Below are 21,238 nucleotides of genomic sequence, written 5' to 3' on the forward strand. Positions count from 1 at the left end.
GGGAGAGCCCTCGCCGGGCGGCGCCTCCGGCGGGCAGGGCGCTGCCCTGCACCCGCTCAAGGCCGAGGGCCTTGAGAATCCCATTGCCTCGCTTGCGCTCGGGGTGCGTGCGGCGGAAGGCTTGGCAAGGGACGCCTTCCGCCGTGCCGGTGTGCGGTTTCGCACAGAAAAAACGGATGAAACGGCGTGCTTCTTAACGAAAAGAAGCACGCCGTTTTTTCTGCCCGAAATCGCGGGTTTTATTTTTTTAGGAGGGGGATAGCGCGGAAATAGCTTCTGTTTTGCCGCTTTTTACCAACGCCGCAAAACCGGCTTGATGGGTTCCACCTGCCCCCCAGCGGCGTTGGGCCAACGTCCCGGAGGGTTCGCGCGGGACGGCCCTCCGGGGCCCGTGGCCGCCCCGCGCGAACCCTTCGGGACACCGCCTGCCCGCCCCCAGCCAATTCCCCCGCGAACAATCTCCCCCCCCTTCCACCTCCTCCCAACCCGCACATCCCCCCGCGCCCGCACGCCCCTGCCGGAGGCACACAAAAAGTTTGGGAGAGTCCAGAGAACCCTTTCCAAAGGGTTCTTTGGCGGGGCCTGGGGCAGAGCCCCAGCGGGGTCCGGGGCAGCGCCCCGGCCGCCGGAGGCATTCCCGGCTCGGTTTCCCGGCTGAAATGCCGGGGCATACCTTAAGAAACGCGAAGAATGTCCGATACAGGGGGACGACTATTGCGATGAAGGAGCGGTTGATGGGCAACGTGGTGGCCTTGGACGAATTTCGGCGGGCATTGGATCGGCGCGAGGAGCGCGGTCCGGTGGTGCCGCGTCCGGAGATCCGGGGAGCGGAGATATGGGGCCGCGACTACAGGCAGTTGGAGGCGGTGGTTTTCGGGCTGTTGAAGGTCCGGGAGATCGCGGCCTACCATGCGTCGTTGCGCGCGGCCCGGCATGCGGACGGGTCCGGGCGGGCGTTCGACCAGCTGTGCCTGAACGCGCTCGACGCGGCCTATCACGTGGAGGACCGCGGCCCGGCTCGGCTCAAGGCGGCGGTCAAGCCGCTCAAGGAATGGCTTCTGGACGCCATGACCGAGGACAACAAGCGCGACATGGCCTGGGCCCTGGTCCTGGTCGACCTCATCGAGAAGTCCCCCAGTAAATGATGGTCGACAAGCGACCGACATCCATTTTCATTATAAATTGAGTTAATTAAACGGTGCCGATTGCGTCGCTGGCTCTTCGCGCACGGCCGGGTTTCCGGGCCTGACGCCGGTTTGGCGGCAGGGGGGAGGCGGGGCGCGGGGGTGCGGTTCGCGGGCGGCGAAAGGCGGTGGGCGGACGGGCGGGTTTTCGGACCGCGTGAACGCCGGGTGCGGTTTTTTGCCGTTTACCAGCCGGATTGCGCCCTTCCCCGATAAAGTATTGCCTGGACCGGGCGGGGTCGTATGGTGCAGGCATGGGAGAAGTCGAAGTCGGCCGGGGCGGCCCGCATATTCTGCTGTCGGCGGGGTGTCTGTTTCACCTGCCGCTCAAGCTCGTGGCGCGCATGGGCCGGGAGGCCGGGTTTGCGGGCATGGAGCTGATCATGAACTCGCCCAAGCTCACGCCCGAGGCCGGGCTCGGCGCTATCCACGACATCCTGCCCATCCGCAGCCTGCACGCGCCGTTCCGCGACTGGGCGGCCTGGGGCGGGCATCTCAACGCCTGGAAGGCGACCACGGCCCTGGCCAACTCCCTGCCCGAGGCGGACCACATCGTCATGCACCCGCCCGGTTCGCGGCTGGCCAACATGATCCAGAACCGCTGGTTCGAAAAGGCCGTGGACCTGCCCCTGCTCCTGGACGCCAAGGGGCGCATCCGCTTCTCGCTGGAAAACATGCCCTGGGCCGAGGGATCGCCCTTCGGCCGCGACCCGCTGGACAAGCTCATGGCCCAGTGCCGGGACAAGAACGTGGGGTTGACCTTCGACGTCTGCCACATGGGCGTGTCCGGCCGCGACGTGCTCCACGCCATCGACAGGGTGCCCCTCGACCTGCTCTACAACGTGCACTTCTCCGACGCCGTGGGCTACACCGAACACCTCGCGCCGGGACGGGGCGCGCTGCCCCTCGACGCCTTCCTCGAACGCCTTGGCAAACGGGGCTACGCCGGATACATTACCCTCGAACTGGAACCAGGCGCCTTCCCGGACGACGCGGAAGGCACCGTGCACATGCTGACCACCCTGCGCCGACACATGGAGGCGCGGCTGACAACCGGCCAAAGAGACTGACCCATGCCCCAAGCCTACCTCGACGAGATCCGCCGCCCCGACCAGACCGTGAACAACCTCTTCGCCTTCCTCGGCATCGTCGTGGACAGCATCGAACCGGACCGGGCCGTGCTGCGCCTGCCGTTCCGCCCGGAACTGACCCAGGGAGCGCGCATGGTCGCGGGCGGCGTGCTCGCCACCCTGCTCGACGAAACCATGGCCCACGCCGTGCTCGGCGGCAACCGGCCCGGCGAGCGCACCACCACCGTGGACCTGTCCGTCAGCTACCTGCGCGCGGTCAAGCCGGGCTCGGACCTGACCTGCGAGGCCCGCGTGGTCAAACGCGGCGGCCGCGTCCTGTTCGTCGAAGCCGCCGTATCGAGCGACGACCGCGAAGTGGCCAGGGCCACGGCCTCGTTCCTGCTCCTGGCCTGATCCGGCCATCCCGGCCAGGCCCGGCCTGACCCGCCGCCCCTTGCCCCGCGCGGTTTCATGCTTATTTTCCTCCGTATGCAACCCACGGAGGAATATACCCATGACCACCGATAACCGACTCATCGTCTGCCCCCACTGCGGGGCGGTCAACCGCGTTCACACCGGCCGCGAGGCCGAAGCCACCTGCGGCAAATGCCACGCCCGGGTCTTCGAAGACCACCCCCTCGAACTCGTCGGCACGACCTTCGACCGCCATATCGCCAAATCCGAAGTCCCCACCCTCGTGGACTTCTACTCGCCCACCTGCGGCCCCTGCCTCATGATGGGCCCCCAGTTCGCCGACGCCGCCAAAACCCTCTTCCCCCAGGTCCGCCTGGCCAAGATCGATACCGCCGCCGAACAACAGATCGCCGCCCGCTACGGCATCCGCGCCGTGCCCACCCTCGTCCTGTTCCGTAACGGACGGGAAATAGCCCGCCAACCCGGCGCCATGAACGCCCGCGACATCGTGGGCTGGACCCGACAGTACGTGTAGGGAGCTGCGGCGGAAGGGCGGAGCGGAGAAGGCCTCCGGCGGCCCCTTCGGGGAGACCAGGGCGCTGCCCTGGACCCGGCAGGGAGCAAAGCCCCCTGCACCCCCATGTTCGCTGCGCTCAGATGCGTGCGGCGGCGGAAGGCCGGCGCGGGACGCCTTCCGCCGTGCCGATGTGCGATTCCGGGCAGAAAAAACGGATGAAACGGCGTGCTTCTCAACGAAACAAAGCACGTCGTTTTTTCTGCCCGAAATCGCATGTTTTTGTTTTTCAAGAAGGGGATAACGCCCCAAGAAGCACTATTTTTCCCGCCTTCTACCAACGCCGCAAAACCGGCTTGATGGGTTCCGCCTGCCCCCCGGCGGCGTTGGGCCAACGTCCCGAAGGGTTCGCGCCGGGCGGCCCTCCGGAGCCCGTGGCAGTCCCGCGCGAACCCTTCGGGACACCGCCTGCCCGCCCCAAACCAATCCCTCCGCCAACGCTCTCCATCCTTCCTCCCCATCCAACCCGCACATCCCCCCGCGCCCGCACGCCCCTGCCCAAGGCACACAAAAAGTTTGGGAGAGTCCAGAGAACCCTTTCCAAAGGGTTCTTTGGCCGCCGGAGGCCTCCCCCGCTCGCCGGTCGGCCGCGCTTGTTTCCCATGGCCGGGTCTGGTATTTCTGCACGAGTATTTTTCAATCGATTCAGGAGTGTTTATGAGCCAGGAGCGGAAGTACGGTCAGGGGACCGAGGCGGTTTGGGGCGGCGAGGAGGGGTTGTTCGAGGGCAACGCCACGCAGGTGCCGGTGGTGCACAGCGTCTCGTTCGGGTACGAGGACATGGACGAGTGGCTGGAGGTGGCCCTGGGCAACCGGCCGGGGCACATTTACAGCCGCAACACGAACCCCACGGTGGCGGTATTCGAGGAGAAGGTCCGACTGCTGGAGGGCGGCGAGGCGGCCACGAGCGCGTCCTCGGGCATGGGCATCATCTCCAACGCCCTGTTCGCGTTGCTCAAGCCGGGCGACCGGGTGGTCTCGGTCAAGGACACGTACGGCGGCACGAACCGGATGTTCACGGAATTTCTGCCCAGGGTGAACGTGGACGTGACCCTGTGCGACACCACGGACCATGCGGCCATCGAGGCGGAGGTGGCCAAGGGGTGCACGGTGCTGTACCTGGAGACCCCGACCAACCCGACCATCAAGGTGCTGGACATCGAGCGGCTGGCCAGGGCGGGCAAGGCGACCGGGGCCGTGGTCATGGCGGACAACACGTTCGCCACGCCGGTGAACCAGAATCCGCTGGCCCTGGGCGCCGACCTGGTGCTGCACAGCGCGACCAAGTACCTGGGCGGGCACGCCGACGCCTTGGGCGGGGTGGCGGTGGGCAGCGCCGAGCTGATCAAGACCATCTATTCGTACCGCGAGATCGTGGGCAACGTGTTGGAGCCCATGAGCGCTTATTTGTTGTTGCGCGGCATGAAGACGCTGCATCTGCGCATCGAGCGGCAGAACGCCAACGCCTTGGAGATCGCCCGGTTTTTAGAGGGCCATCCGGGGGTGGAGAAGGTGTTTTATCCGGGCCTGGAATCCCATCCGGGGCACGAGATCGCCTGTCGGCAGATGCGCGGCTTCGGCGGGATGCTCAGTTTCGTGGCCAGGGGCGGGACCTATGCGGACGCCTGCCGGGTGCTGTCGCGGCTGAAGCTGGCGCGGCGCGCGGCCAACCTGGGGGCGGTGGAGACCATCGCCGGTCCGCCCGCGACCACGAGCCACGTGGAGTGCACCAAAGCGGAGCGCGCGGCCATGGGCATTCCCGAGAGCCTGATCCGCTACTCCGTGGGCATCGAGGACGTGGAGGATTTGAAGGCGGACCTGGACCGGGCGTTGCGACTGGACGCTTGACGCGAGCACGCCGAGGGGTGAGAAGAAGATATGCTCCTGGACGTCCCCTTTCTGCCCCATGACGACTATGTCACCTTCCTGCGCGAGCGGTCCGACCGGCTCGCCTCGGTCCATTTCTCGCTGGGCGACCCGCGCGTGTCCGACGCCCGCCAGCGGCTCGGGACGGAGCACGTCGAGGCGGTCGTCCGGGGATTGAACCGGCTGCCGGGCGTGGACCGGTTCCTGCTCATGAACGGGCGGGTGCACCGGCCGGAGCGCTATTTCGACCGGGCGGATCTGGACCGGGCCGCGGACCTCATGGAGCGGCTCGCGGACGAGGCCGGGCTGACCGGGGTGATCTTTGCGGACCCGTATTATCTTCAGGCGTTGTCCGACGCCCGGCCCGGGGTGTGCGAGCGGCTGGAGGCGGTGCCGAGCGTCAACGCCGTGCCGGACACGCCCGCCAAGGTCTTCGCCCAGCTGGACATGATCGCCGGGACCGCGTTCCGGCAGCCGTCCAGGCTGGTGGCGGACCGGGCGCTGAACCGCGACCTGGACGGACTGAGCGCGTTGGCCCACGGGCTGCGCGCCCGGCATGTGGACGTCCGCCTGTTCCTGCTGGCCAACGAGGGATGCCTGTACCAGTGCCCGTACAAACCGGCCCATGACGCGCACCTGGCCCTGGTGGTGGAGGGGCTGTGCGGGGACCGGACCTTTGCCCTGAACCGCGAGCTGGGCTGCGTGCGGCGCATGCTCGAGGAGCCGGGGCTGATGCTGGCCTCGCCGTTCATCCGGCCCGAGGACGCGGGCCGCTACGAGGGGTTGGTCCACGGGCTCAAGATCTGCGGCCGCAACCGGGGCGCGGACTTCCTGCTGCGCGCGGTGGCCGCCTATGTGGAAGAGCGGTACGTGGGCAACCTGCTGGACCTGATGGACGCCATGGGCGACCTGGCCGACCGGGTGCACATCCCCAACCACGGCCTTCCCGCCGACTTTTTCGAGCAGGTCACGGCCTGCGACAAGGCGTGCCGGGCCTGCGGCCTGTGCGCGGCCCTGGCCGGGCGCATCGCCGAGCGAACGGACCCCGGCCTGCCCGATTTTACGCGCTGAGCGCGCCATTCCCCGGTCCGCCGCAAGCGGCGGCCATAATTCCATACAAGGAGCATACCCATGAAAAAATCCCTTGGTCCCAATACCCTGGCGCAGCCCACCCCCGTCTGGGCGGTGGGTTCCTACGACGAGGACGGCAAGCCCGACGCCATGATCGCGGCCTGGGGCGGCATCTGCGGCTCGGACCCGGCCTGCCTGACCGTGTCCGTGCGCCCGACGCGCCACACCTATGCGGGCATCCTGAAGCACAAGGCGTTCACCGTGTCCGTGAGCTCGGTGGCGGTGGCGGCCGAGGCGGACTACCTGGGCATGGTCTCGGGCGACAAAGTGGACAAGTTCGCGGTCACGGGCCTGACCCCGGTCAAAGGGGAGTTCGTGGACGCCCCGTACATCGAGGAGTTCCCGCTGGTCATCGAGTGCGAGCTGCGGGAGACCGTGGACCTGAACGCGCACGTCATGTTCGTGGGCGAGATCCGGGACGTGAAGTGCGACGAGGACAAGCTGGCCGACGGCAAGTACCCGGACCCGGAAAAGGTCCTGCCGCTGATCTTCTCCCCCGGCACCCGCGTCTACCACACCGTGGGCCAAAAGGTCGGCAAGGGGTTCGACATGGGCAGAAAGTACATCAAGAAGGACTAGGCCATGCGCCGCCCCGGCCTCACCGCGCCTCGCGCCGTTCTGCTTGCGGCCCTGCTCCTGATCGGGGCGGGGTGCGCGGTACGGCCCGTGCAGCCCGTGGCCCTGCCCCTGGCCCAGGACGCCGGTGCGTACCACGGGCTGCCGGGGGACGCCCTGCTCATGAGCCCGGAGGTCCAGGCTACGGCCTGGTCGGACCTGCTCATGCGCCACTTCGACCCCTGGGAGCGGACCCGGCCCGAGTATCCGGCGGAAAAGGTCTTCTGGGGGCTGACCGCCTTCGCGGACCGGCCGCTCTACGGGGAGAACACGCTTCAGCGCGACCCGGCCTGGCTCGGGGAGATGGCCGAGGCCTCGCGGGTGGGCGACTACCCGAGCCTGAACCGCCGGGCCATCGCCGTGACCGACACCGCCATGCGCGTGCTGCCCACGGACAGGCCCGTGTTTTACGACCCCCGGCAGGCGGGCGAGGGGTTCCCCTTCGACTACGCGCAGAACTCCCTGGTCCTGGCCGGGACCCCGCTGCTGGCCACCCACGAGAGCGCGGACCGCGCCTGGGTGCTGGTGGAGTCGCGCTTCGCCTACGGCTGGGTGCGGGTCCGGGACGTCGCCTGGGTGAACGGCGACTTCGCCGACCGGTTCCGGACCGGGACCTACGCCGCCGTGGTCCGGGACGGGGTCCCCCTGGTGGACGAGGACGGCGTGTTCCGCTGCATGGGGTCCATCGGCTCCCTGCTGCCCGTGGCCAAAACGCCCCAGGGGGGCGCGGAGGGCGGAACGGAAAACGGCGGGCTCACGGTCCTGGTCCCGGCCAGGGACGAACAGGGGCGGGCGGTCATCCGGCACGCCCGGCTCCAGGCCGGGGACGCCGAGCCCGCGCCGCTCGCGCCCACGCCGGACAACTTCGCCCGGCTGGCCAACCGCATGCTCGGCCAGCCCTACGGCTGGGGCGGGCTGTACGGGGACCGCGACTGTTCGGCCACGACCATGGACCTGATGGCCGCCTTCGGCATCTTCCTGCCGCGCAATTCGAGCCAGCAGGCCAGACTCGGCTGGGTGGAGCCCCTGGACGGAGGGGACGACGCGGCCAAGAAGGCGCGCATCCTGGAGGAGAGCGTGCCCTTCCTGACCCTGGTGCGCAAGCCGGGGCACATCATGCTCTACATCGGCTCATGGCGCGGCGAGCCCGTGGTCCTGCACACGGCCTGGGGGCTCAAGACCCGGCGGGGCGGGACCGAGGGGCGGGCCATCATCGGCCGGACCGTCATCACCACCCTGGAACCGGGGCTGAATCTCCGCGACCTGGCCCGGCCCGACGGCGTGCTCCTGCACGCGGTCCGCTCCCTGAACACCCTGCCCTGACCGGCGCGACCGGTTTTTGACGCGGCCCGGAGCGCGGCCGGAACCGGGCCGTGCAACGGCCTGATTTCCCATGCCTTGGGTCCGGCGGGAACGGGCCATGCATCGGCACGGCCATGAACCACGCCAGTTACCGCCGCCTCCTGCTCCTGGGAGCCCTGACCCTGCTGCCAGGCTGCCTGGCCGCCAACGCGGCCCTGGGCGTGTTCGGGCTCATGGGCCCGCCCGTGGCCCAGCTGGCCGGGGCGGCCTACACCGTGGCCGAGTGCTCCTACGAGTACGGGGTCAACGACCGCACCCCGGACCAGGTCTTCCTGGCCAAGTTCGACTGGCTGCTGGAGGACGGAGAGGGGAACGAGCCCGCCCCGGCGGCCTTTGCCGGGGCCCTGCGCCGCACCGTGGACGGCCCGACCCAGGCCGACGCGCCGCAGGCAGTGGCAGTGGCCAAGGCGGCCCCCAAGACAGGAAACAGGACCGGTCCGGTCGCTGAACCGGTCGCCGAACCGGTCGCCGTGGCCGCCACAATACCCGTGAAAAATCATACCGTTGCGCCGAAGCGCGCGGTCGCCGCCGTGGCCCCGGCCCGGCCCGTCCCGAACCGGATCGCGCCCGTGCCGCGCCGGACGGTCCCGGCCCACACCTACGTCGTCCATGAGCCGGACCCGCTGCTGGCCAGACTGGACCGGCTGGAAAGCGGGCTGGCCCAGGCAGAGCGGCTCTACCTGTCGCGGAGCGAGGTCGGGCTGCGCCTGTCCGTGCCGCCGTGCGACGGCGACCCGTGCGCCCAGGGCGTGAACGGCGGCAGCTCCCTGCGCTTGCCGGTCACGTACACCGCGCCCGCCATGGACTCGTTCTCGACGACTTCCTCGCTCCCCCCGGTCGGGGACCGGGCCGGTCAGCCCAGGCCCCCGTCGGGCCGCTCCCTGAACACGTAGTTGCTGATGTGCCGGTCGCGCTGCTCGCGGATCCACCGTTGCAGATCCTCGGGCAGGGCGCGCCACGACCCCTTGTCGTCCCGCTTCCAGGCGGGCAGCCCCTTGTCCCGGACCAGCTCCGTGATGTTGCGCGGGTTCTCGCCCACGGCCTCGCAGATGTCCTTCGCCCCTTTCAGACAGATTTCCGACATGCGCGCCCCCGCCCCTATTCCGCGATCTCGAAACAAAAGGCCTGCTCGTCGCCGCAGTCGGCCAGGAACTCCCGGAAGGCCGCGCGCGAGTCGAGCACCCCGCGCTCCGGCCCCAGGCGGCCGAACCGGCTGCCGAGCAGGATGCAGCCGTGGGTGTCCCGGACCACGTTGCCCTGGTGAAAGAGGATGGCCGTGCGCCCCGGCACGTCGGCCACCTCGAAGGTCGGTCCGAAGGTCGGCGAGTCCACGCGGCGGCAGGTGTAGGTCCCGGCCGGGATGCAGGATGCGCCCACCCGGTTGCCGCGCTCGGGCGGCTCCAGGGTGACGCACTGCACCCGACCGTCCAGACGGAGCACGCCGAAGGTCCCCGCATCGCTTTTCTCCAACCGAATAATGTCCACTTTTTTCATTGGTTACTCCTCAAATATTGCATTCTGACCAAGTCGTTCCGACTATGTATAGTCATTTGTCTATTTGCTAGTCAACCATTTTCCGCATTTCTGTTTAGACATTTGCCAATTTTCATGTATAAGGGTGCACAACCATTACACGGAAAAGGGGTTGATATGGGATTCACCGACAATGTGCGCCAGGCGCTCCTCGACAGGATCGGGCCGGGCAAGCGATACTCCAACAACAAACGGATGGCGGACGAACTCGGGGTCGACCCGTCGCAGCTGAACCGGTTCCTCAAGCGGGAGCGCGGCCTGAACAGCGACTCCCTGGGCCACATCCTGGACCGCGTGGGCGTGACCCTGGCCTTTTGCGACGAACCGGCGGACGCGGCCCGCGAGGTCTGCTTCCGGCCGCCCGACAAGGGGAGGGCCGGGCCGGGCGCGCCCGAGCCGCGCGCCGACGACTACCTGGCCGTGCCACTGGCCGCCCCGGCCGTGGCCGCCTCGGCCGCCCTCGTGCCCGAGGAAAGCGTGGAGGGCTGGGTCCTGGTCTGGCGGCACCAGGAGTCCATCCGCTTCCGCTCCAACCTGGTGGCCGTGGAGGTCCGGCCCGGCGAACAGTCCATGACCCCGACCCTGCACCCCGGCGACATCGTCCTGGTGGACCGCGACGACCGGGACCCCTGCCCGGCGGGCAGGATCATGCTCGTCCGGGAGCCGGGCGAGAACGGGCCGGTGCGCATCCGGCGGGTCAGCACCCGGCGGCTGGACGACGATGTGGAGCTGATCTACTACTCGGACAACAGCCGCGAATATCCGCCCGCCACCTTCCGGCTCGGCCGGGACTTCGGCGGGGACATCCGTGCCGCCATCGGCGGCAACGTGGTCTGGGCCTGGAGCGACATGACCCGGAAATAGCCATTTTTCGAGACAAGGAGAGACGATGTTGGACGTTCGACACATTGTTGCGTACAATCGGTGCCTGCCGGTCCTGCTGCTCGTCCTGGCCGCGGCCCTGCTTCCGGCCACGGCCAGGGGAGCGGGGCAGGACGCCCGGTCCCTGGCGGCCATGCTCGGCAGCCCGGACGCGGCCGTCCGGGCCACGGGCGTGTCCGCCCTGCACGGCTGCGGCCAGACGGTCCTGCCCGGCCTGCTCGCGGCCCTGGACGACAGTTCCGCCGAGGTCCGGCGCGGGGCGGTCATCGGCCTGGCCCTGCAACCCGCCCCCGGCCTGGCCCTGGACGGCCTGCTCCGGGCCCTGGGCGACCCGGACCCCACGGTGCGCTCCCTGGCCGCCCACACCCTGGCCCGCCTGGACGGGCTGGCCGCGCCCGACGTGGCCCGGCGGCTGGCCGACCCGAGCAACGACGTCCGCGTGGCCGCGGCCCTGTGCCTGAGCCGCATGGGTCCGGACGCGGTCCCGGCCCTGGCCCGGCTGCTGGGCCGCGACGACCCGCCGGTCCAGGCCAAGGCTGCCTGGTTGCTCGGGACCATGGGACCCGAGGCCCTGCCCGCGGCCCCGGCCCTGATCCGGGCCCTACGAACCGACGACATGCGCCTGGTCCACGTCCTGGCCGAGACCCTGGACCTCATCGGCCCGGACCCGGCCCTGGTATTTCGACAAATGACCCTGCTCGGCAGCGAGGGACGCAACCTGCCGTTCTCGCGCCTGGGCGCGGCCGCCGCGCCCGCCCTGGTCCGGCTGCTGGCCCGGCCCGGCACGCCCATGGGCCAGATGGCCCTGTACACCCTGGCCCGCATGGGCGACCAGGCCGAACCCGCCCTGCGCGCCGCGCTGGCCACCGGCACCGAGGGCCAGCGCGCGGCTGCGGCCCTGCTCCTGACCGGCATCGACCCCGACCTGGCGCACACCCTGCCCGAGGACCTGCGCCGGTCCCTGGGCGGCGCCATTCACCTGAACTGACACGGAGGCACCATGCCCGAACTGATCTACGCACTTATCTGCTCGGACCTGATCATCGACAAGGATTCGAGCTCGACCTCGTTCATCCGGACCATCGAACACGCGGTGGTCCCGGAGTTTCCGGCCACCCTGCCGTCCATCTTCTTCGCCAGCATGTGGGACCTGGAAGGGGCGGGGGACGAGCCGTTCACCATCTCCCTGCGCCTGGTCCCGCCCCAGGGCGAACCCGTCACCCTGGGCGTGCAGGAGATCGCCCCCACCGGGACCATGCTGCACAAGATGAACTTCCAGCTGCCCGGCCTCCGGGTCGAGGGCGAGGGACGGCACACCCTGGAGGTGGCCGTGCGGACCGACGGCGACTGGGATGTCCAGGCACGGCTCCCGCTCTACGTGTTCAAGACCCCGGACCAATAGACGACCCAGACAGCGCTCTGCAACAGGCCGCGTCATGCATAGTCTCACTCTGCATGACGCGGCTTTTTACGTATTGTTATACTACAATTGCATTATGTTTGACGGCAGTATGAATGCAACACCATTGCGAATCGCCTATAAAACATTTTTTATAGTAAAACTTTAAATTATATTTAACTAATTTTTCAAAGTAAAATAGGACATTACATGCTAAATTTGTGAGTTTTTACTGGACATTTTGCCCACTCATTCCTATTCTCGCATCGTTCCATCTATAATTATCGAACAACGCCTTACCGCCCGGAAGGGACGGCCGGGCATCCGGGGGGAAGCATGCGTCTTGCCGTGATCATCAGGAGCGAACAGAAGGAAGGGTTGCCCACGGCCGCCGAACTCCGGCGGGCGGGGTTTGCCGTGTCCACGGCGCTGCGGCCGGGCGGCGGGTCCGGCGGGCCCGGAGGGACGGATGTCGAGGCGGGGTTCGGGACGGGCGGGCAGGGCGACCCGAACGGGATCGCGCCGGAACGGGCGGGGCCGGAGCGGGCAGGGCCGGTGCGGGCCCGCCCCCCGGAACGACAAAGACCCTGACGCCGTCGGCGCCGGGGTCTTTGCTTGCCGTTCCCGCCGGAAAGGTGCGGGCTAGAGGATGTCCTCGTACCCCTTGACCGCGTCGTCCACCGAGGCGTCCTCGTGGACGATCCGGTTGAGGACCTCCACCAGCCGGGTGGAGTCGCGGTGCTGGAAGACGTTGCGGCCCACGGACAGGCCGGCCCCGCCCGCGTCCAGGGAGGTGCGGACCATGTCCAGGAAATCCCTGGTGGAGTCCATCTTGGCCCCGCCCGCGATGACCACGGGCACGCCCGCGCACTGGACCACGTGGGCGAAGCTCTCGGCGCTGCCGGGGTAGTTGACCTTGACCACGTCCGCGCCCAGCTCCGCGCCCACGCGGGCGCAGTGGGCCACGATGTCCGGGTCGAACTCGTCCGGGACCTTGGGGCCGCGCGCATAGACCATGGCCAGCAGGGGCATGCCCCACTCCGAGGCCGAGGCGGCCACGCGGCCCAGGTCCATGAGCATCTGGCCCTCGGTCTCGTCGCCGAGGTTGACGTGCACGCTGACCGCGTCCGCGCCCAGCCGAATGGCCTCCTCCACGGTGGTCACCAGCCGCTTGACGTTGGGAAAGGGCGACAGGCAGGTGCCCCCGGACAGGTGAACGATGCAGCCGAAGTCGCGGCCCTGCATGCGGTGGCCGAGCTTGACCTGGCCCTTGTGGACCAACCCCGCGTTGGCCCCGCCGGCCACCAGCTTGGTCACCGTGTCGCGCATCTTCTCGAGCCCGGCGATGGGCCCCACGGTCACGCCGTGGTCCATGGGCACGATGATGGTCCGCCCGGTGTTGCGGTTGAAAATCCTCTCCAGTCGAATGGCCTTGCCGATATGCATTGTTCACCTCGCTGCTGGCGGTTGCGGTCTTTGCGGTACCTCGGTTCCCATAATACAGACCGGGCCAAGAGGAAAGCGCTATTCCCTGCGCAAAAGTTCGGATTATCGGCCGCTTTTTATGCGGAGTTGTTGACGAATGACGACCCAACACCTATTCTCGGCAGGGTGCGGCCTCGCGTGGACCGCCACGAACCATTCGATTGCCTGCCAAAAGGGGACAGCGATGACCGACGAGAAGACCTACGAATCCGTCTTCGTGGCCAGACAGCCCATTCTCGATACCCAGAACGACACCTGGGGCTACATGATGCTCTTCCGCGACAGCGCGGAGGCGGACCACGCCGTGTTCACCGACAATTCCGAGGCGACCATGAGCCTGGTGGCGAACCTGCCCCTGTGCGACATGCCCAAGAGCGCCAAGACCCGGTTCCTGATCCACTTCACCCCCGAGGCCGTGGTCCGGGGCATCCCCCACGCCATCCCGTGGGACAACACGGTCATCATCCTCGAGGAGATCGCGGACCCGGACGAGGCCCTGATCGTGGCCCTGGGCGACCTGATGCTCGACGGCTACGAGCTGGCCATCAACAACTTCGAGGGCAGGCCCGGCTGCGAGCGGCTGGCCGAGCTGGCCGACACCCTGCTCATCGACGTGGAGGGCAAGGACCAGGCCGAACTCGAGGCCATCGTCACCCGCGGCAAGAAGTTCGGCGTGACCCGCATGGTCGCCAAGAAGGTGGAGAACTCCGTTGACCTGGCCAAGGTCAGGAACGCGGGCTTCCACCTGTTCCACGGCTTCTTCTTCAAGCGGCCCGAGACCGAGTCCGGGCGCAAGATCAACTCGGCCAGGGCCACCCGGCTCAAGCTCTTCGAGATCATCGAGAAGGAGGAGCCCAACTTCGACGCCCTGGCCCCGGCCATCGAGGCGGACGTGGCCATCAGCTACCGGCTGCTCAACTTCCTCAACTCCGCCAACTTCAGCTTCGCCACCAAGGTGACCTCCATCAAGCAGGCCGTGGTCCTGACCGGGTGGAAGCCCATCCGCAACTGGCTGCGGCTGATCATCCTGACCGACCTGACCCCGTCGGAAAAGACCCTGGAGCTGGCCTACATCTCGGCCCACCGGGCCAAGCTCTTCGAGACCGCCGCCCTGGGCAGCGGCTACGAGGACGACTCCGACACCCTGTTCATCGTCGGCCTCTTCTCCCTGCTGGACGCCATGCTCGACACGGACATGAAGGAGATCACCCACCACCTGCCCGTGGACGACGAGGTCAAGGCCACCCTGTGCGGCAAGAAGACCCGCTACACCCCGTGGCTCGACCTGGCCAAGGCCATCGAGGCCTCGGACTGGGACGAGGTGGGCAAGCGCGCCGCGGCCCTGAACCTGCTGCCCGGCACCGTGGCCGTCAGCTACCAGCACGCCTTCACCTGGGCCGACGCCTTCTTCTCCTCCAAGCCCGGCGCCTAGCCCGGCCCATGGCCCTGTCCCGGCGCGAGTTCCTGACCCTGCTGGCCGGAACCGGCCCGCTCGCGTCCGGCATGCTCGCGCCCGGCGCGCACGCCGCCCCGGCCCCGCCGGACGGGATCTTCGCCCTGGCGGGCGCCGTGCACCCCGGCCGGGGAGCGGTCCTGCCCGGTCACGCCGTGCTCGTCCGGGCCGGGCGCATCGAGGGCGTCGTCCCCGCGCATTCCGTATCCGACCGCCCGGTGGTCGCGCCTGAAAACGCGTCCGTGCTGCCGGGCGTCATCAACGCCCACTGCCACGACCTGCACACCGCCGGGGAGCGGCGCGAGCGCTGGCTGCTCCACGGGGTGACGTCCATCGGCGACGCGGCCTCGCCGCTGCGCCGCCTGCCCGCGCTGCTCGACTCCCCGCCGGGCCGGACGGCCACGCCCTCGGCCTGCGGGCCCATGCTCTGCCCGCCCGGCGGCTACCCCCTGCCCGTGCACAGCCCGGAGCACGCCCTGGTCATCGCCTCCCCCCGGGAAGGGGCGGACGCGGTGCGCCGGTTGGCGGACCTCGGCGTCACGCGCATCAAGATCGCCTTCGAGCCGGGCGTCCTGCCCGAACCGTACCCCCTGTTCGACCCGGCCACGGCCTCGGCCATCTGCGACACGGCCCGCAGGCTCGGCCTGGGCGTGCGCTGCCACGTGGAGGACCTGTCCGGCCTCGCGCCCGCCCTCAACGCCGGGGTGACCACGGTGGAGCACGTGCCGCACCGCCTGCACGACCAAGGGACCGTCCGCCCGGTGCTCGGCCCGGACAACGCGCCCGTGCCGGAGTACCTGCGCCTGCTCGAACGCATGGCCCGCGACGGCGTGATCCTGACCCCGACCCTGGACGTCTTCACCCGCACCCCGTGGAACGGCCCGGCCCTGTTCGAGCCGGTGCGCGTCTTCCGCTCCCTGGGCGGGCGGATCGCGCTGGGCAACGATTTTCCCTACCGGCGCACGGACGCGGGCATGCCCGTGCGCGAGATGCGCCTGCTGGCCGAGGCCGGGCTCGACCAAAGGGACGTGCTCGAAGCGGCCACGGCCACGGCGGCCGAGGCGTGCGGGCTCAAAGACCGGGGGCGCATCGCGCCGGGCCTGGCCGCCGACCTGCTCATGGTGCGCGGCGCGCCCACGCCGGACGCGCTGCAAGACCCCGTGCACGTGGTCAAGGACGGGGTCTTCGTGCGCTGAATTTCGGTGAGGATCAGAGCCGCCGGGCGGACTCGGGCCGCAGCGGGGTCAGGCCGTCCAGGGCCCGGTCGATGCGCGTGAGCGCCGCGTCCCTGCCCGAGGGCAGCCGGACCTTGAGGGGCAGGTAGTTGGAGGCGTGGTCCGCCAGGAACAGGCCGCGCGTCAGCTCCGTCCCGGCGAGCAGGGCACGCAGCTCCCGAAGCATGCCGCGCGCGTCCGGCGGGACGAACTCGCCGCGCTCGAAGCGGTCGTGGAGCGGGGTGCCGGGCACGAGCATGAGGCTGAGCGCCCCCACCTGGTCCGGGTCCATGCGCGTCAGGGCGCGGGCCGTGGCCTCGGCGTGGATGGCGGACCGCTCCACCCCGCCCAGCCCGTTGATGACCGTGACGTTGAGCTTGAGCCCGGCCGCACGGGCGCGCCGCCCCTGCTCCACGATGCAGGCCGCGTCGCCGTTCTTGCCCATGGCCCGCAATATCGCGTCGTCGCCGGATTCGAGGCCCATGTAGACGATGCCGAGCCCCAGCCCGCGCAGCTCGGCCAGCTCGGCGTCGGTCTTGCGCTTCAGGCTCTTGGCGCCGGCGTAGGCGCCCACCCTGGTGACCCACGGCAGGTCCTCGCGGATGCGCGTAAGAATCTCCACCAGGCGCACCTGGGGCAGGATCACGGCGTCGCCGTCGCACAGGAAGACCCGGCGCTGGTCCCGGCAGTGGCGGGCGACCCAGGCAATGTCGCCGAAGACCACCTCGCGCGGCTTGATGCCGAACCGCTTGCCCAGGTACGCGCCGCAAAAGGCGCACTTGCCGTGGGAGCAGCCCAGGGTGACCTGCAACAGGATGGACCCGGCCTCGCTCGGCGGTCGTATGATCATGCCCTGGTGATCCATGCGCCCTCCCTGGGGACGGGCCCACGATACGGCAACGGCCGGAAATGGCAAGCCGGGCCGGGCCCGTGAATTTATAATGACCGGCCAGGGGTTTCCCGTTGACCAACCCGGCCGGGTTTTTTACTAGATAGTCAAGAGTGAACCTATCGACGCCCGAACAGCATGCCCTTCGAAAAGAAACCAGCCCGCCCGACCTCCTACGTCGCACTTGACGAGACCTCCAGGGCCTTGATGGACTCCTCGGTGGAATCCGCCTTCGTCATGGACGTCAGCGGCTACGTGCTGGCCGCCAACGACGCCGCGGCCAAGCTGTTCGACCTCAAGCCCGGCCAGGGGCTGCAGCGCTCCAACATCTACGACCTCCTGCCCGCCGACGCCGCGGACTCCCGCCGGGCCAAGATCGAGGAGGCCATCCGCACCGTGCGCGCCGTGCGCTTCGAGGAGGAGATCGGCGGCCGCTCCCTGGTCCACTCCATCGTGCCCGTGGCCAACCCCTGGGGCGAGGTCAACCGGCTGGCCGTGCACACCCTGGACCTGACCAAGCTGCACCGCACCGACGAGGACCTGCGCCGCGAACAACAGCGCCAGATATTCTTCATGGAGTCCCTGCCCGGCATCGTCTACCACCTCTACCCGGACCAGACCATCCGCTACGCCAACCGCTACTTCCGGCGCTATTTCGGCAGCCCGCGCAACCGCAACTGCCGCGAGGCCCTGAACTGCTCGGGCACCTCCTGCTCCCTGTGTCCGCCCATGGAGGCCATGAACACCGACCGGGCCGTGGAATGGGACTGGACCGACAACCAGGGCCGGACCTTCCACCTGCAATGCAGCCCCATGACCGACTCCAACGGCGAGCGCATGATCATGGTCCTGGGCATCGACATCACCGCCCGCCAGCGGGCCGAGGACGCCCTGAAAATGGCCCGCGACAAGTTGGAGGACCGCGTCCGACAGCGCACCGTGGAGCTGGAGCGGGCCAACGTGGAGCTGACCAGCAAGTCCCAGCGCCTGGTCACCGCCATGGAGAAGGCCGACGCCGCCACACGGGCCAAGTCCTCGTTCCTGGCCAACATGAGCCACGAAATCCGCACCCCGCTGAACGCCATCCTGGGCATGTCCGAGCTGGCCCTGTCCATCCCGGACAAGGACCGCAAGGACCGCTACCTGCACCGGGTCATGGAGGCGGGCAACTCGCTCCTCTCGGTGATCAACGACATCCTCGACTTCTCCAAGATCGAGGCCGCCCGCCTGACCCTGGAGAACATCGACTTCGACCTGCGCCGGACCATCGAGGGCACCCTGGACCTGCACCTCATCGCGGCCGAGGAAAAGGGCCTCGAACTGCGCGCCGGCGTGGCCGAGGACGTGCCCCCGGCCCTGGTGGGCGACCCCTCGCGGCTGCGCCAGATCCTCATCAACCTCATCGGCAACGCCATCAAGTTCACCGAGACCGGCGGCGTGACCGTGTCCGTCAGGCCCGCCGCACCGGCCGACGACCTCAAACCCGGCGACCCCATCACCCTGGTCTTCGCCGTGACCGACACCGGCGTGGGCATCCCGGAACACAAGCAGCGGGACATCTTCCAGTCCTTTCTCCAGGCCGACGACTCCATCACCCGCAAGTACGGCGGCACGGGCCTGGGCCTGGCCATCTGCCAACTCCTGGTGGAACTCATGGGCGGCGAGCTGACCCTGGAAAGCCGGGAGGGCATGGGCAGCACCTTCACCTTCACCACCGAACTCACCGTGGGCGACCCCGCGGCCGTGGAACGGGAACGCCTGGAGGCCGAGACCCCGGTCCCGTCCCTGGCCCCCCTGAACGTGCTCCTGGCCGACGACAACCCGCTCAACCGCGAACTGGCCACCACCCTGCTCAGCGAGCGGGGGCACCGGGTCCTGGCCGTGAAAAACGGCATCGAGGCCCTCAACGCTCTGCGCGAGGCCCCCTTCGACCTGGTCCTCATGGACGTCCAGATGCCCATCATGGACGGCGTGTCCGCCACCCGCGCCATCCGCGACCCCAACTCCGGGGCCCTGAACCCCAACGTGCCCATCATCGCCCTGACCGCCCACGCCCTCAAGGGCGACCGCGAGCGGTTCCTCGACGCGGGCATGAACGACTACATCGCCAAACCCATCAAGATGCGGGACTTCTACCACACTATCGCCCGGGCCATGAACGGCCGTCCGAACCCGGGTCCGGCCCCGGAGTCGGAACCGTCGGTCCCGATCGCGCCGGGCAAGCCCTTCGACCGCAAGTCCGCCCTGGAAATGCTCGGCGGCAAGACCGAACTCCTGGCCCGCATGGACCAGATATTCCTGCGCGACGTGCCCGGCGAACTCGAGGAGCTGACCGGCCACTTCGCCAAACGGGACTGGAACAACGCCAAGCGCATGGCCCACTCCATCAAAAGCTCGGCCCGCACCGTGGGCGCGCACCGTCTCGGGGCCATCGCCGAGCAGATGGAATACCTCTGCCGCCAGCAGGATCTGTCTTCCGCCGAAAAGGAATTGAAAATCCTTGAATCCGACGTCCGATCCGCGCTAGACTACGTATCGGGCATTCAGGCCCGGACAACGGATACCCTCCCCGAAACGTAAGGAGCACCGTGATGAAAACCATCCTCGTCGTCGATGACGCGCCCATGATCCGGGAACTGCTCAAGTCGGTTCTCGAGGCCGAAGGCTTCAACGTGATCGAGGCGGCGGACGGCGAAGAAGCCATCCGCATCTGCCACGACACCCCCATCGACCTGTCCATCATCGACATCTTCCTGCCCAAAAAGGGCGGACTCCAGGTCATGGGCGAACTCATCAAGGCCGACAGCGCCCACAAGTTCATCGCCATCTCCGGCGGCGAAGCCTTCAACCCCGAGGCCATCGTCGAACTGGCCAAGGTCTACGACGTGGTCGACACCTTCACCAAGCCCATCGACACCCGCCGCCTCGTCCAGGTCGTCCGCGACGCCCTGACCGACTAGGCCGGCGAGATGAGGTGAGAAAGGTCCCCCCGGCCGCACTGCGGCCGGGGGGACCTTTTTCGCCTCCGGCGGCCAGAGGGGGAAACTTTCGAGAAAGTTTCCCCCTCTGGACTCCCCCTTCAAAGCTTTTTATCGCCGCTTCGCGGGGCAGGAACATACAAAAAAGGCTCCTAACCAATTCTGCGTCAGGAGCCATCTTCTTCATTCTTCATGGAGCGATTCGGGCGGCGCAGCCGTCCGACAGCGGCTCTCCGCGCTCGCACTAGGCTTTGATTCGCCCCGTCCTGCGGATTTGTCGAGAGTGGTGCAGCTATGCATTTTCTTCCGGCCGCGACAACCGCAGCGTGCATCAGCTCTTAGGCCGAGCTTGCTCGGTCTTAGAGATGACGACAGCAGCGATAGCCGTCTACGTGAGGATTGTCGCGGCCGGGAAAAATGTGCAGATGCGCCGCTATCGGAAGCCGCGTAGGGTCCCTAAACCAAGTCTACCGTCACACCTTCGGCTACGTAGAATAACAGAGTGTATTTACGTTGCAGCAGCTCGACGACCTTCTCGATAGGCTTGTCGCCGAGGTCGGCGATGGACACGTAGGCGTTGCGGGAGCCGGTGCGGGCCGGGTCCACGGCGGTGAAGACGCTGGTGAAGACAATGCCCTTGGAGCGCAGGTCGCAGAGCAGGTCGGCCAGGGCGCCCTCGGGGCCGTCCATGCGGATGCCGAACTGGGCCCCGCCGCGCGCGGAGCCCGCCGAGGCGCACAGGAAGCGGAGCACGTCGAGCTGGGTGATGATCCCCTCCAGCCGGCCGCCGTCCACCACGGGCAGGCCGCCGACCTTGTGCTTGACCAGAAGGTCGGCCACTTCGGTCATGGCCGCGTCCGAGGGCACGGAGATGGGGTCCAGGGTCATGATGTCGCCCGCGGTCAGCGTGTACAGGCCGCCGCCGCTTTCAACCACGGCGTCGCCGGGGATGAACTTGGAGGGCATGGCGTCGCGGATGTCCCGGTCGGAGACGATGCCCACCAGGGAGCCCGCGCTGTCGATGACCGGGAACTGACGGATGTTCTTTTCACGCAGAATCTCGGCCGCATCCAGCACCGAAGAATTCACTCCCAGGGCGATGACGTTGACCGTCATCCAGTCTCTGACCAGCATCGGCTTCCTCCTGTACAGTGGTTTCCGGGATGGAAACGGTATGCAATATCTACCC

At 68.2% G+C, this 21,238-nt stretch carries 21 protein-coding genes; 16 read left to right on the forward strand and 5 right to left on the reverse strand.

Annotation, left to right across the window (positions count from 1 at the left end; genetic code table 11):
- Window positions 1-734: 734 nt before the first annotated feature.
- From DND132_RS10750 to DND132_RS10790, 9 genes are all read left to right on the forward strand, one after another.
- Entirely contained in the window at window positions 735-1,145 is a 411-nt protein-coding gene (locus DND132_RS10750; protein WP_014322769.1) for a hypothetical protein, read from the forward strand.
- A 293-nt stretch (window positions 1,146-1,438) separates the two neighbouring features.
- Entirely contained in the window at window positions 1,439-2,254 is an 816-nt protein-coding gene (locus tag DND132_RS10755) for a sugar phosphate isomerase/epimerase family protein (RefSeq protein WP_014322770.1), read from the forward strand.
- Window positions 2,255-2,257: 3 nt separating this feature from the next.
- Window positions 2,258-2,668, forward strand: a complete 411-nt coding sequence (locus tag DND132_RS10760; protein WP_014322771.1) for a PaaI family thioesterase — start codon at window positions 2,258-2,260, stop codon at window positions 2,666-2,668.
- A 100-nt stretch (window positions 2,669-2,768) separates the two neighbouring features.
- Complete coding sequence (locus tag DND132_RS10765) at window positions 2,769-3,203, forward strand: thioredoxin family protein (protein ID WP_014322772.1); 435 nt, start codon at window positions 2,769-2,771, stop codon at window positions 3,201-3,203.
- A gap of 696 nt (window positions 3,204-3,899) precedes the next feature.
- Window positions 3,900-5,090 carry a cystathionine gamma-synthase family protein gene (locus DND132_RS10770; protein WP_014322773.1) on the forward strand — a complete coding sequence of 397 codons (1,191 nt, stop codon included), beginning with the start codon at window positions 3,900-3,902 and terminating at the stop codon, window positions 5,088-5,090.
- Window positions 5,091-5,120: 30 nt separating this feature from the next.
- Entirely contained in the window at window positions 5,121-6,179 is a 1,059-nt protein-coding gene (locus tag DND132_RS10775; RefSeq protein ID WP_014322774.1) for a hypothetical protein, read from the forward strand.
- A 60-nt stretch (window positions 6,180-6,239) separates the two neighbouring features.
- Window positions 6,240-6,818 carry a flavin reductase family protein gene (locus DND132_RS10780; protein ID WP_014322775.1) on the forward strand — a complete coding sequence of 193 codons (579 nt, stop codon included), beginning with the start codon at window positions 6,240-6,242 and terminating at the stop codon, window positions 6,816-6,818.
- A 3-nt stretch (window positions 6,819-6,821) separates the two neighbouring features.
- Window positions 6,822-8,177, forward strand: coding sequence for an SH3 domain-containing protein (locus DND132_RS10785; RefSeq protein WP_014322776.1), 1,356 nt, complete (start codon window positions 6,822-6,824; stop codon window positions 8,175-8,177).
- A 113-nt stretch (window positions 8,178-8,290) separates the two neighbouring features.
- The gene (locus tag DND132_RS10790; protein ID WP_014322777.1) at window positions 8,291-9,109 is read left to right on the forward strand and encodes a hypothetical protein; all 819 of its coding nucleotides are present in this window, start codon (window positions 8,291-8,293) and stop codon (window positions 9,107-9,109) included.
- On the opposite strand, the gene DND132_RS10795 is transcribed toward DND132_RS10790, so the two are convergent.
- Both DND132_RS10795 and DND132_RS10800 read right to left on the reverse strand, forming a co-directional pair.
- A complete protein-coding gene (locus tag DND132_RS10795) occupies window positions 9,070-9,300 on the reverse strand; it encodes a MerR family transcriptional regulator (protein ID WP_014322778.1) in 231 nt (76 codons plus the stop codon). The two genes, DND132_RS10790 and DND132_RS10795, sit on opposite strands and share 40 nt — an antisense overlap.
- Window positions 9,301-9,314: 14 nt before the next feature.
- Complete coding sequence (locus DND132_RS10800) at window positions 9,315-9,710, reverse strand: DUF5675 family protein (RefSeq protein WP_014322779.1); 396 nt, start codon at window positions 9,708-9,710, stop codon at window positions 9,315-9,317.
- A 156-nt stretch (window positions 9,711-9,866) separates the two neighbouring features.
- Here DND132_RS10800 and DND132_RS10805 point away from each other — a divergent pair, with 156 nt between their 5' ends.
- From DND132_RS10805 to DND132_RS10815, 3 genes are read left to right on the forward strand one after another with little or no spacing between them, the layout of a single operon-like run.
- Window positions 9,867-10,613, forward strand: coding sequence for a S24 family peptidase (locus DND132_RS10805; RefSeq protein ID WP_014322780.1), 747 nt, complete (start codon window positions 9,867-9,869; stop codon window positions 10,611-10,613).
- Window positions 10,614-10,638: 25 nt separating this feature from the next.
- Complete coding sequence (locus DND132_RS10810; RefSeq protein ID WP_014322781.1) at window positions 10,639-11,619, forward strand: HEAT repeat domain-containing protein; 981 nt, start codon at window positions 10,639-10,641, stop codon at window positions 11,617-11,619.
- A 12-nt stretch (window positions 11,620-11,631) separates the two neighbouring features.
- Window positions 11,632-12,033, forward strand: coding sequence for a hypothetical protein (locus DND132_RS10815; RefSeq protein ID WP_014322782.1), 402 nt, complete (start codon window positions 11,632-11,634; stop codon window positions 12,031-12,033).
- Window positions 12,034-12,672: 639 nt separating this feature from the next.
- Here the strand turns inward: DND132_RS10815 and DND132_RS10825 are convergent.
- Window positions 12,673-13,476, reverse strand: coding sequence for a 2-amino-3,7-dideoxy-D-threo-hept-6-ulosonate synthase (locus tag DND132_RS10825; RefSeq protein ID WP_014322783.1), 804 nt, complete (start codon window positions 13,474-13,476; stop codon window positions 12,673-12,675).
- A gap of 223 nt (window positions 13,477-13,699) precedes the next feature.
- Between DND132_RS10825 and DND132_RS18865 the strand changes: the two genes are divergently transcribed.
- Window positions 13,700-14,947 (forward strand): EAL and HDOD domain-containing protein, encoded by a 1,248-nt coding sequence (locus DND132_RS18865; protein ID WP_014322784.1) that lies wholly within the window; start codon window positions 13,700-13,702, stop codon window positions 14,945-14,947.
- Window positions 14,948-14,955: 8 nt separating this feature from the next.
- Window positions 14,956-16,164, forward strand: a complete 1,209-nt coding sequence (locus tag DND132_RS10835) for an amidohydrolase family protein (RefSeq protein ID WP_014322785.1) — start codon at window positions 14,956-14,958, stop codon at window positions 16,162-16,164.
- A 13-nt stretch (window positions 16,165-16,177) separates the two neighbouring features.
- Here DND132_RS10835 and DND132_RS10840 read toward each other — a convergent pair whose 3' ends face one another.
- The gene (locus DND132_RS10840) at window positions 16,178-17,032 is read right to left on the reverse strand and encodes a radical SAM protein (protein WP_238528163.1); all 855 of its coding nucleotides are present in this window, start codon (window positions 17,030-17,032) and stop codon (window positions 16,178-16,180) included.
- Window positions 17,033-17,209: 177 nt separating this feature from the next.
- Here DND132_RS10840 and DND132_RS10845 point away from each other — a divergent pair, with 177 nt between their 5' ends.
- The gene (locus DND132_RS10845) at window positions 17,210-19,651 is read left to right on the forward strand and encodes a PAS domain-containing hybrid sensor histidine kinase/response regulator (protein WP_014322787.1); all 2,442 of its coding nucleotides are present in this window, start codon (window positions 17,210-17,212) and stop codon (window positions 19,649-19,651) included.
- Window positions 19,652-19,662: 11 nt separating this feature from the next.
- Entirely contained in the window at window positions 19,663-20,031 is a 369-nt protein-coding gene (locus tag DND132_RS10850) for a response regulator (RefSeq protein ID WP_014322788.1), read from the forward strand.
- Between the two features lie 474 nt (window positions 20,032-20,505).
- Here DND132_RS10850 and DND132_RS10855 read toward each other — a convergent pair whose 3' ends face one another.
- On the reverse strand, window positions 20,506-21,183 hold the full coding sequence (locus DND132_RS10855) for a CBS domain-containing protein (RefSeq protein WP_014322789.1): 678 nt from the start codon (window positions 21,181-21,183) through the stop codon (window positions 20,506-20,508).
- Between the last annotated feature and the right edge of the window lie 55 nt (window positions 21,184-21,238).

The sequence above is a fragment of the Pseudodesulfovibrio mercurii genome (assembly GCF_000189295.2).
Taxonomy (GTDB): domain Bacteria; phylum Desulfobacterota; class Desulfovibrionia; order Desulfovibrionales; family Desulfovibrionaceae; genus Pseudodesulfovibrio; species Pseudodesulfovibrio mercurii.

Coding starts and splice junctions, on each gene's coding strand:
- DND132_RS10750 (WP_014322769.1), top strand. CDS start 735: ATGGGCAACGTGGTGGCCTTGGACGAATTTCGGCGGGCATTGGATCGG.
- DND132_RS10755 (WP_014322770.1), top strand. CDS start 1,439: ATGGGAGAAGTCGAAGTCGGCCGGGGCGGCCCGCATATTCTGCTGTCG.
- DND132_RS10760 (WP_014322771.1), top strand. CDS start 2,258: ATGCCCCAAGCCTACCTCGACGAGATCCGCCGCCCCGACCAGACCGTG.
- DND132_RS10765 (WP_014322772.1), top strand. CDS start 2,769: ATGACCACCGATAACCGACTCATCGTCTGCCCCCACTGCGGGGCGGTC.
- DND132_RS10770 (WP_014322773.1), top strand. CDS start 3,900: ATGAGCCAGGAGCGGAAGTACGGTCAGGGGACCGAGGCGGTTTGGGGC.
- DND132_RS10775 (WP_014322774.1), top strand. CDS start 5,121: ATGCTCCTGGACGTCCCCTTTCTGCCCCATGACGACTATGTCACCTTC.
- DND132_RS10780 (WP_014322775.1), top strand. CDS start 6,240: ATGAAAAAATCCCTTGGTCCCAATACCCTGGCGCAGCCCACCCCCGTC.
- DND132_RS10785 (WP_014322776.1), top strand. CDS start 6,822: ATGCGCCGCCCCGGCCTCACCGCGCCTCGCGCCGTTCTGCTTGCGGCC.
- DND132_RS10790 (WP_014322777.1), top strand. CDS start 8,291: ATGAACCACGCCAGTTACCGCCGCCTCCTGCTCCTGGGAGCCCTGACC.
- DND132_RS10795 (WP_014322778.1), bottom strand. CDS start 9,300: ATGTCGGAAATCTGTCTGAAAGGGGCGAAGGACATCTGCGAGGCCGTG.
- DND132_RS10800 (WP_014322779.1), bottom strand. CDS start 9,710: ATGAAAAAAGTGGACATTATTCGGTTGGAGAAAAGCGATGCGGGGACC.
- DND132_RS10805 (WP_014322780.1), top strand. CDS start 9,867: ATGGGATTCACCGACAATGTGCGCCAGGCGCTCCTCGACAGGATCGGG.
- DND132_RS10810 (WP_014322781.1), top strand. CDS start 10,639: ATGTTGGACGTTCGACACATTGTTGCGTACAATCGGTGCCTGCCGGTC.
- DND132_RS10815 (WP_014322782.1), top strand. CDS start 11,632: ATGCCCGAACTGATCTACGCACTTATCTGCTCGGACCTGATCATCGAC.
- DND132_RS10825 (WP_014322783.1), bottom strand. CDS start 13,476: ATGCATATCGGCAAGGCCATTCGACTGGAGAGGATTTTCAACCGCAAC.
- DND132_RS18865 (WP_014322784.1), top strand. CDS start 13,700: ATGACCGACGAGAAGACCTACGAATCCGTCTTCGTGGCCAGACAGCCC.
- DND132_RS10835 (WP_014322785.1), top strand. CDS start 14,956: ATGGCCCTGTCCCGGCGCGAGTTCCTGACCCTGCTGGCCGGAACCGGC.
- DND132_RS10840 (WP_238528163.1), bottom strand. CDS start 17,032: ATGATCATACGACCGCCGAGCGAGGCCGGGTCCATCCTGTTGCAGGTC.
- DND132_RS10845 (WP_014322787.1), top strand. CDS start 17,210: ATGCCCTTCGAAAAGAAACCAGCCCGCCCGACCTCCTACGTCGCACTT.
- DND132_RS10850 (WP_014322788.1), top strand. CDS start 19,663: ATGAAAACCATCCTCGTCGTCGATGACGCGCCCATGATCCGGGAACTG.
- DND132_RS10855 (WP_014322789.1), bottom strand. CDS start 21,183: ATGCTGGTCAGAGACTGGATGACGGTCAACGTCATCGCCCTGGGAGTG.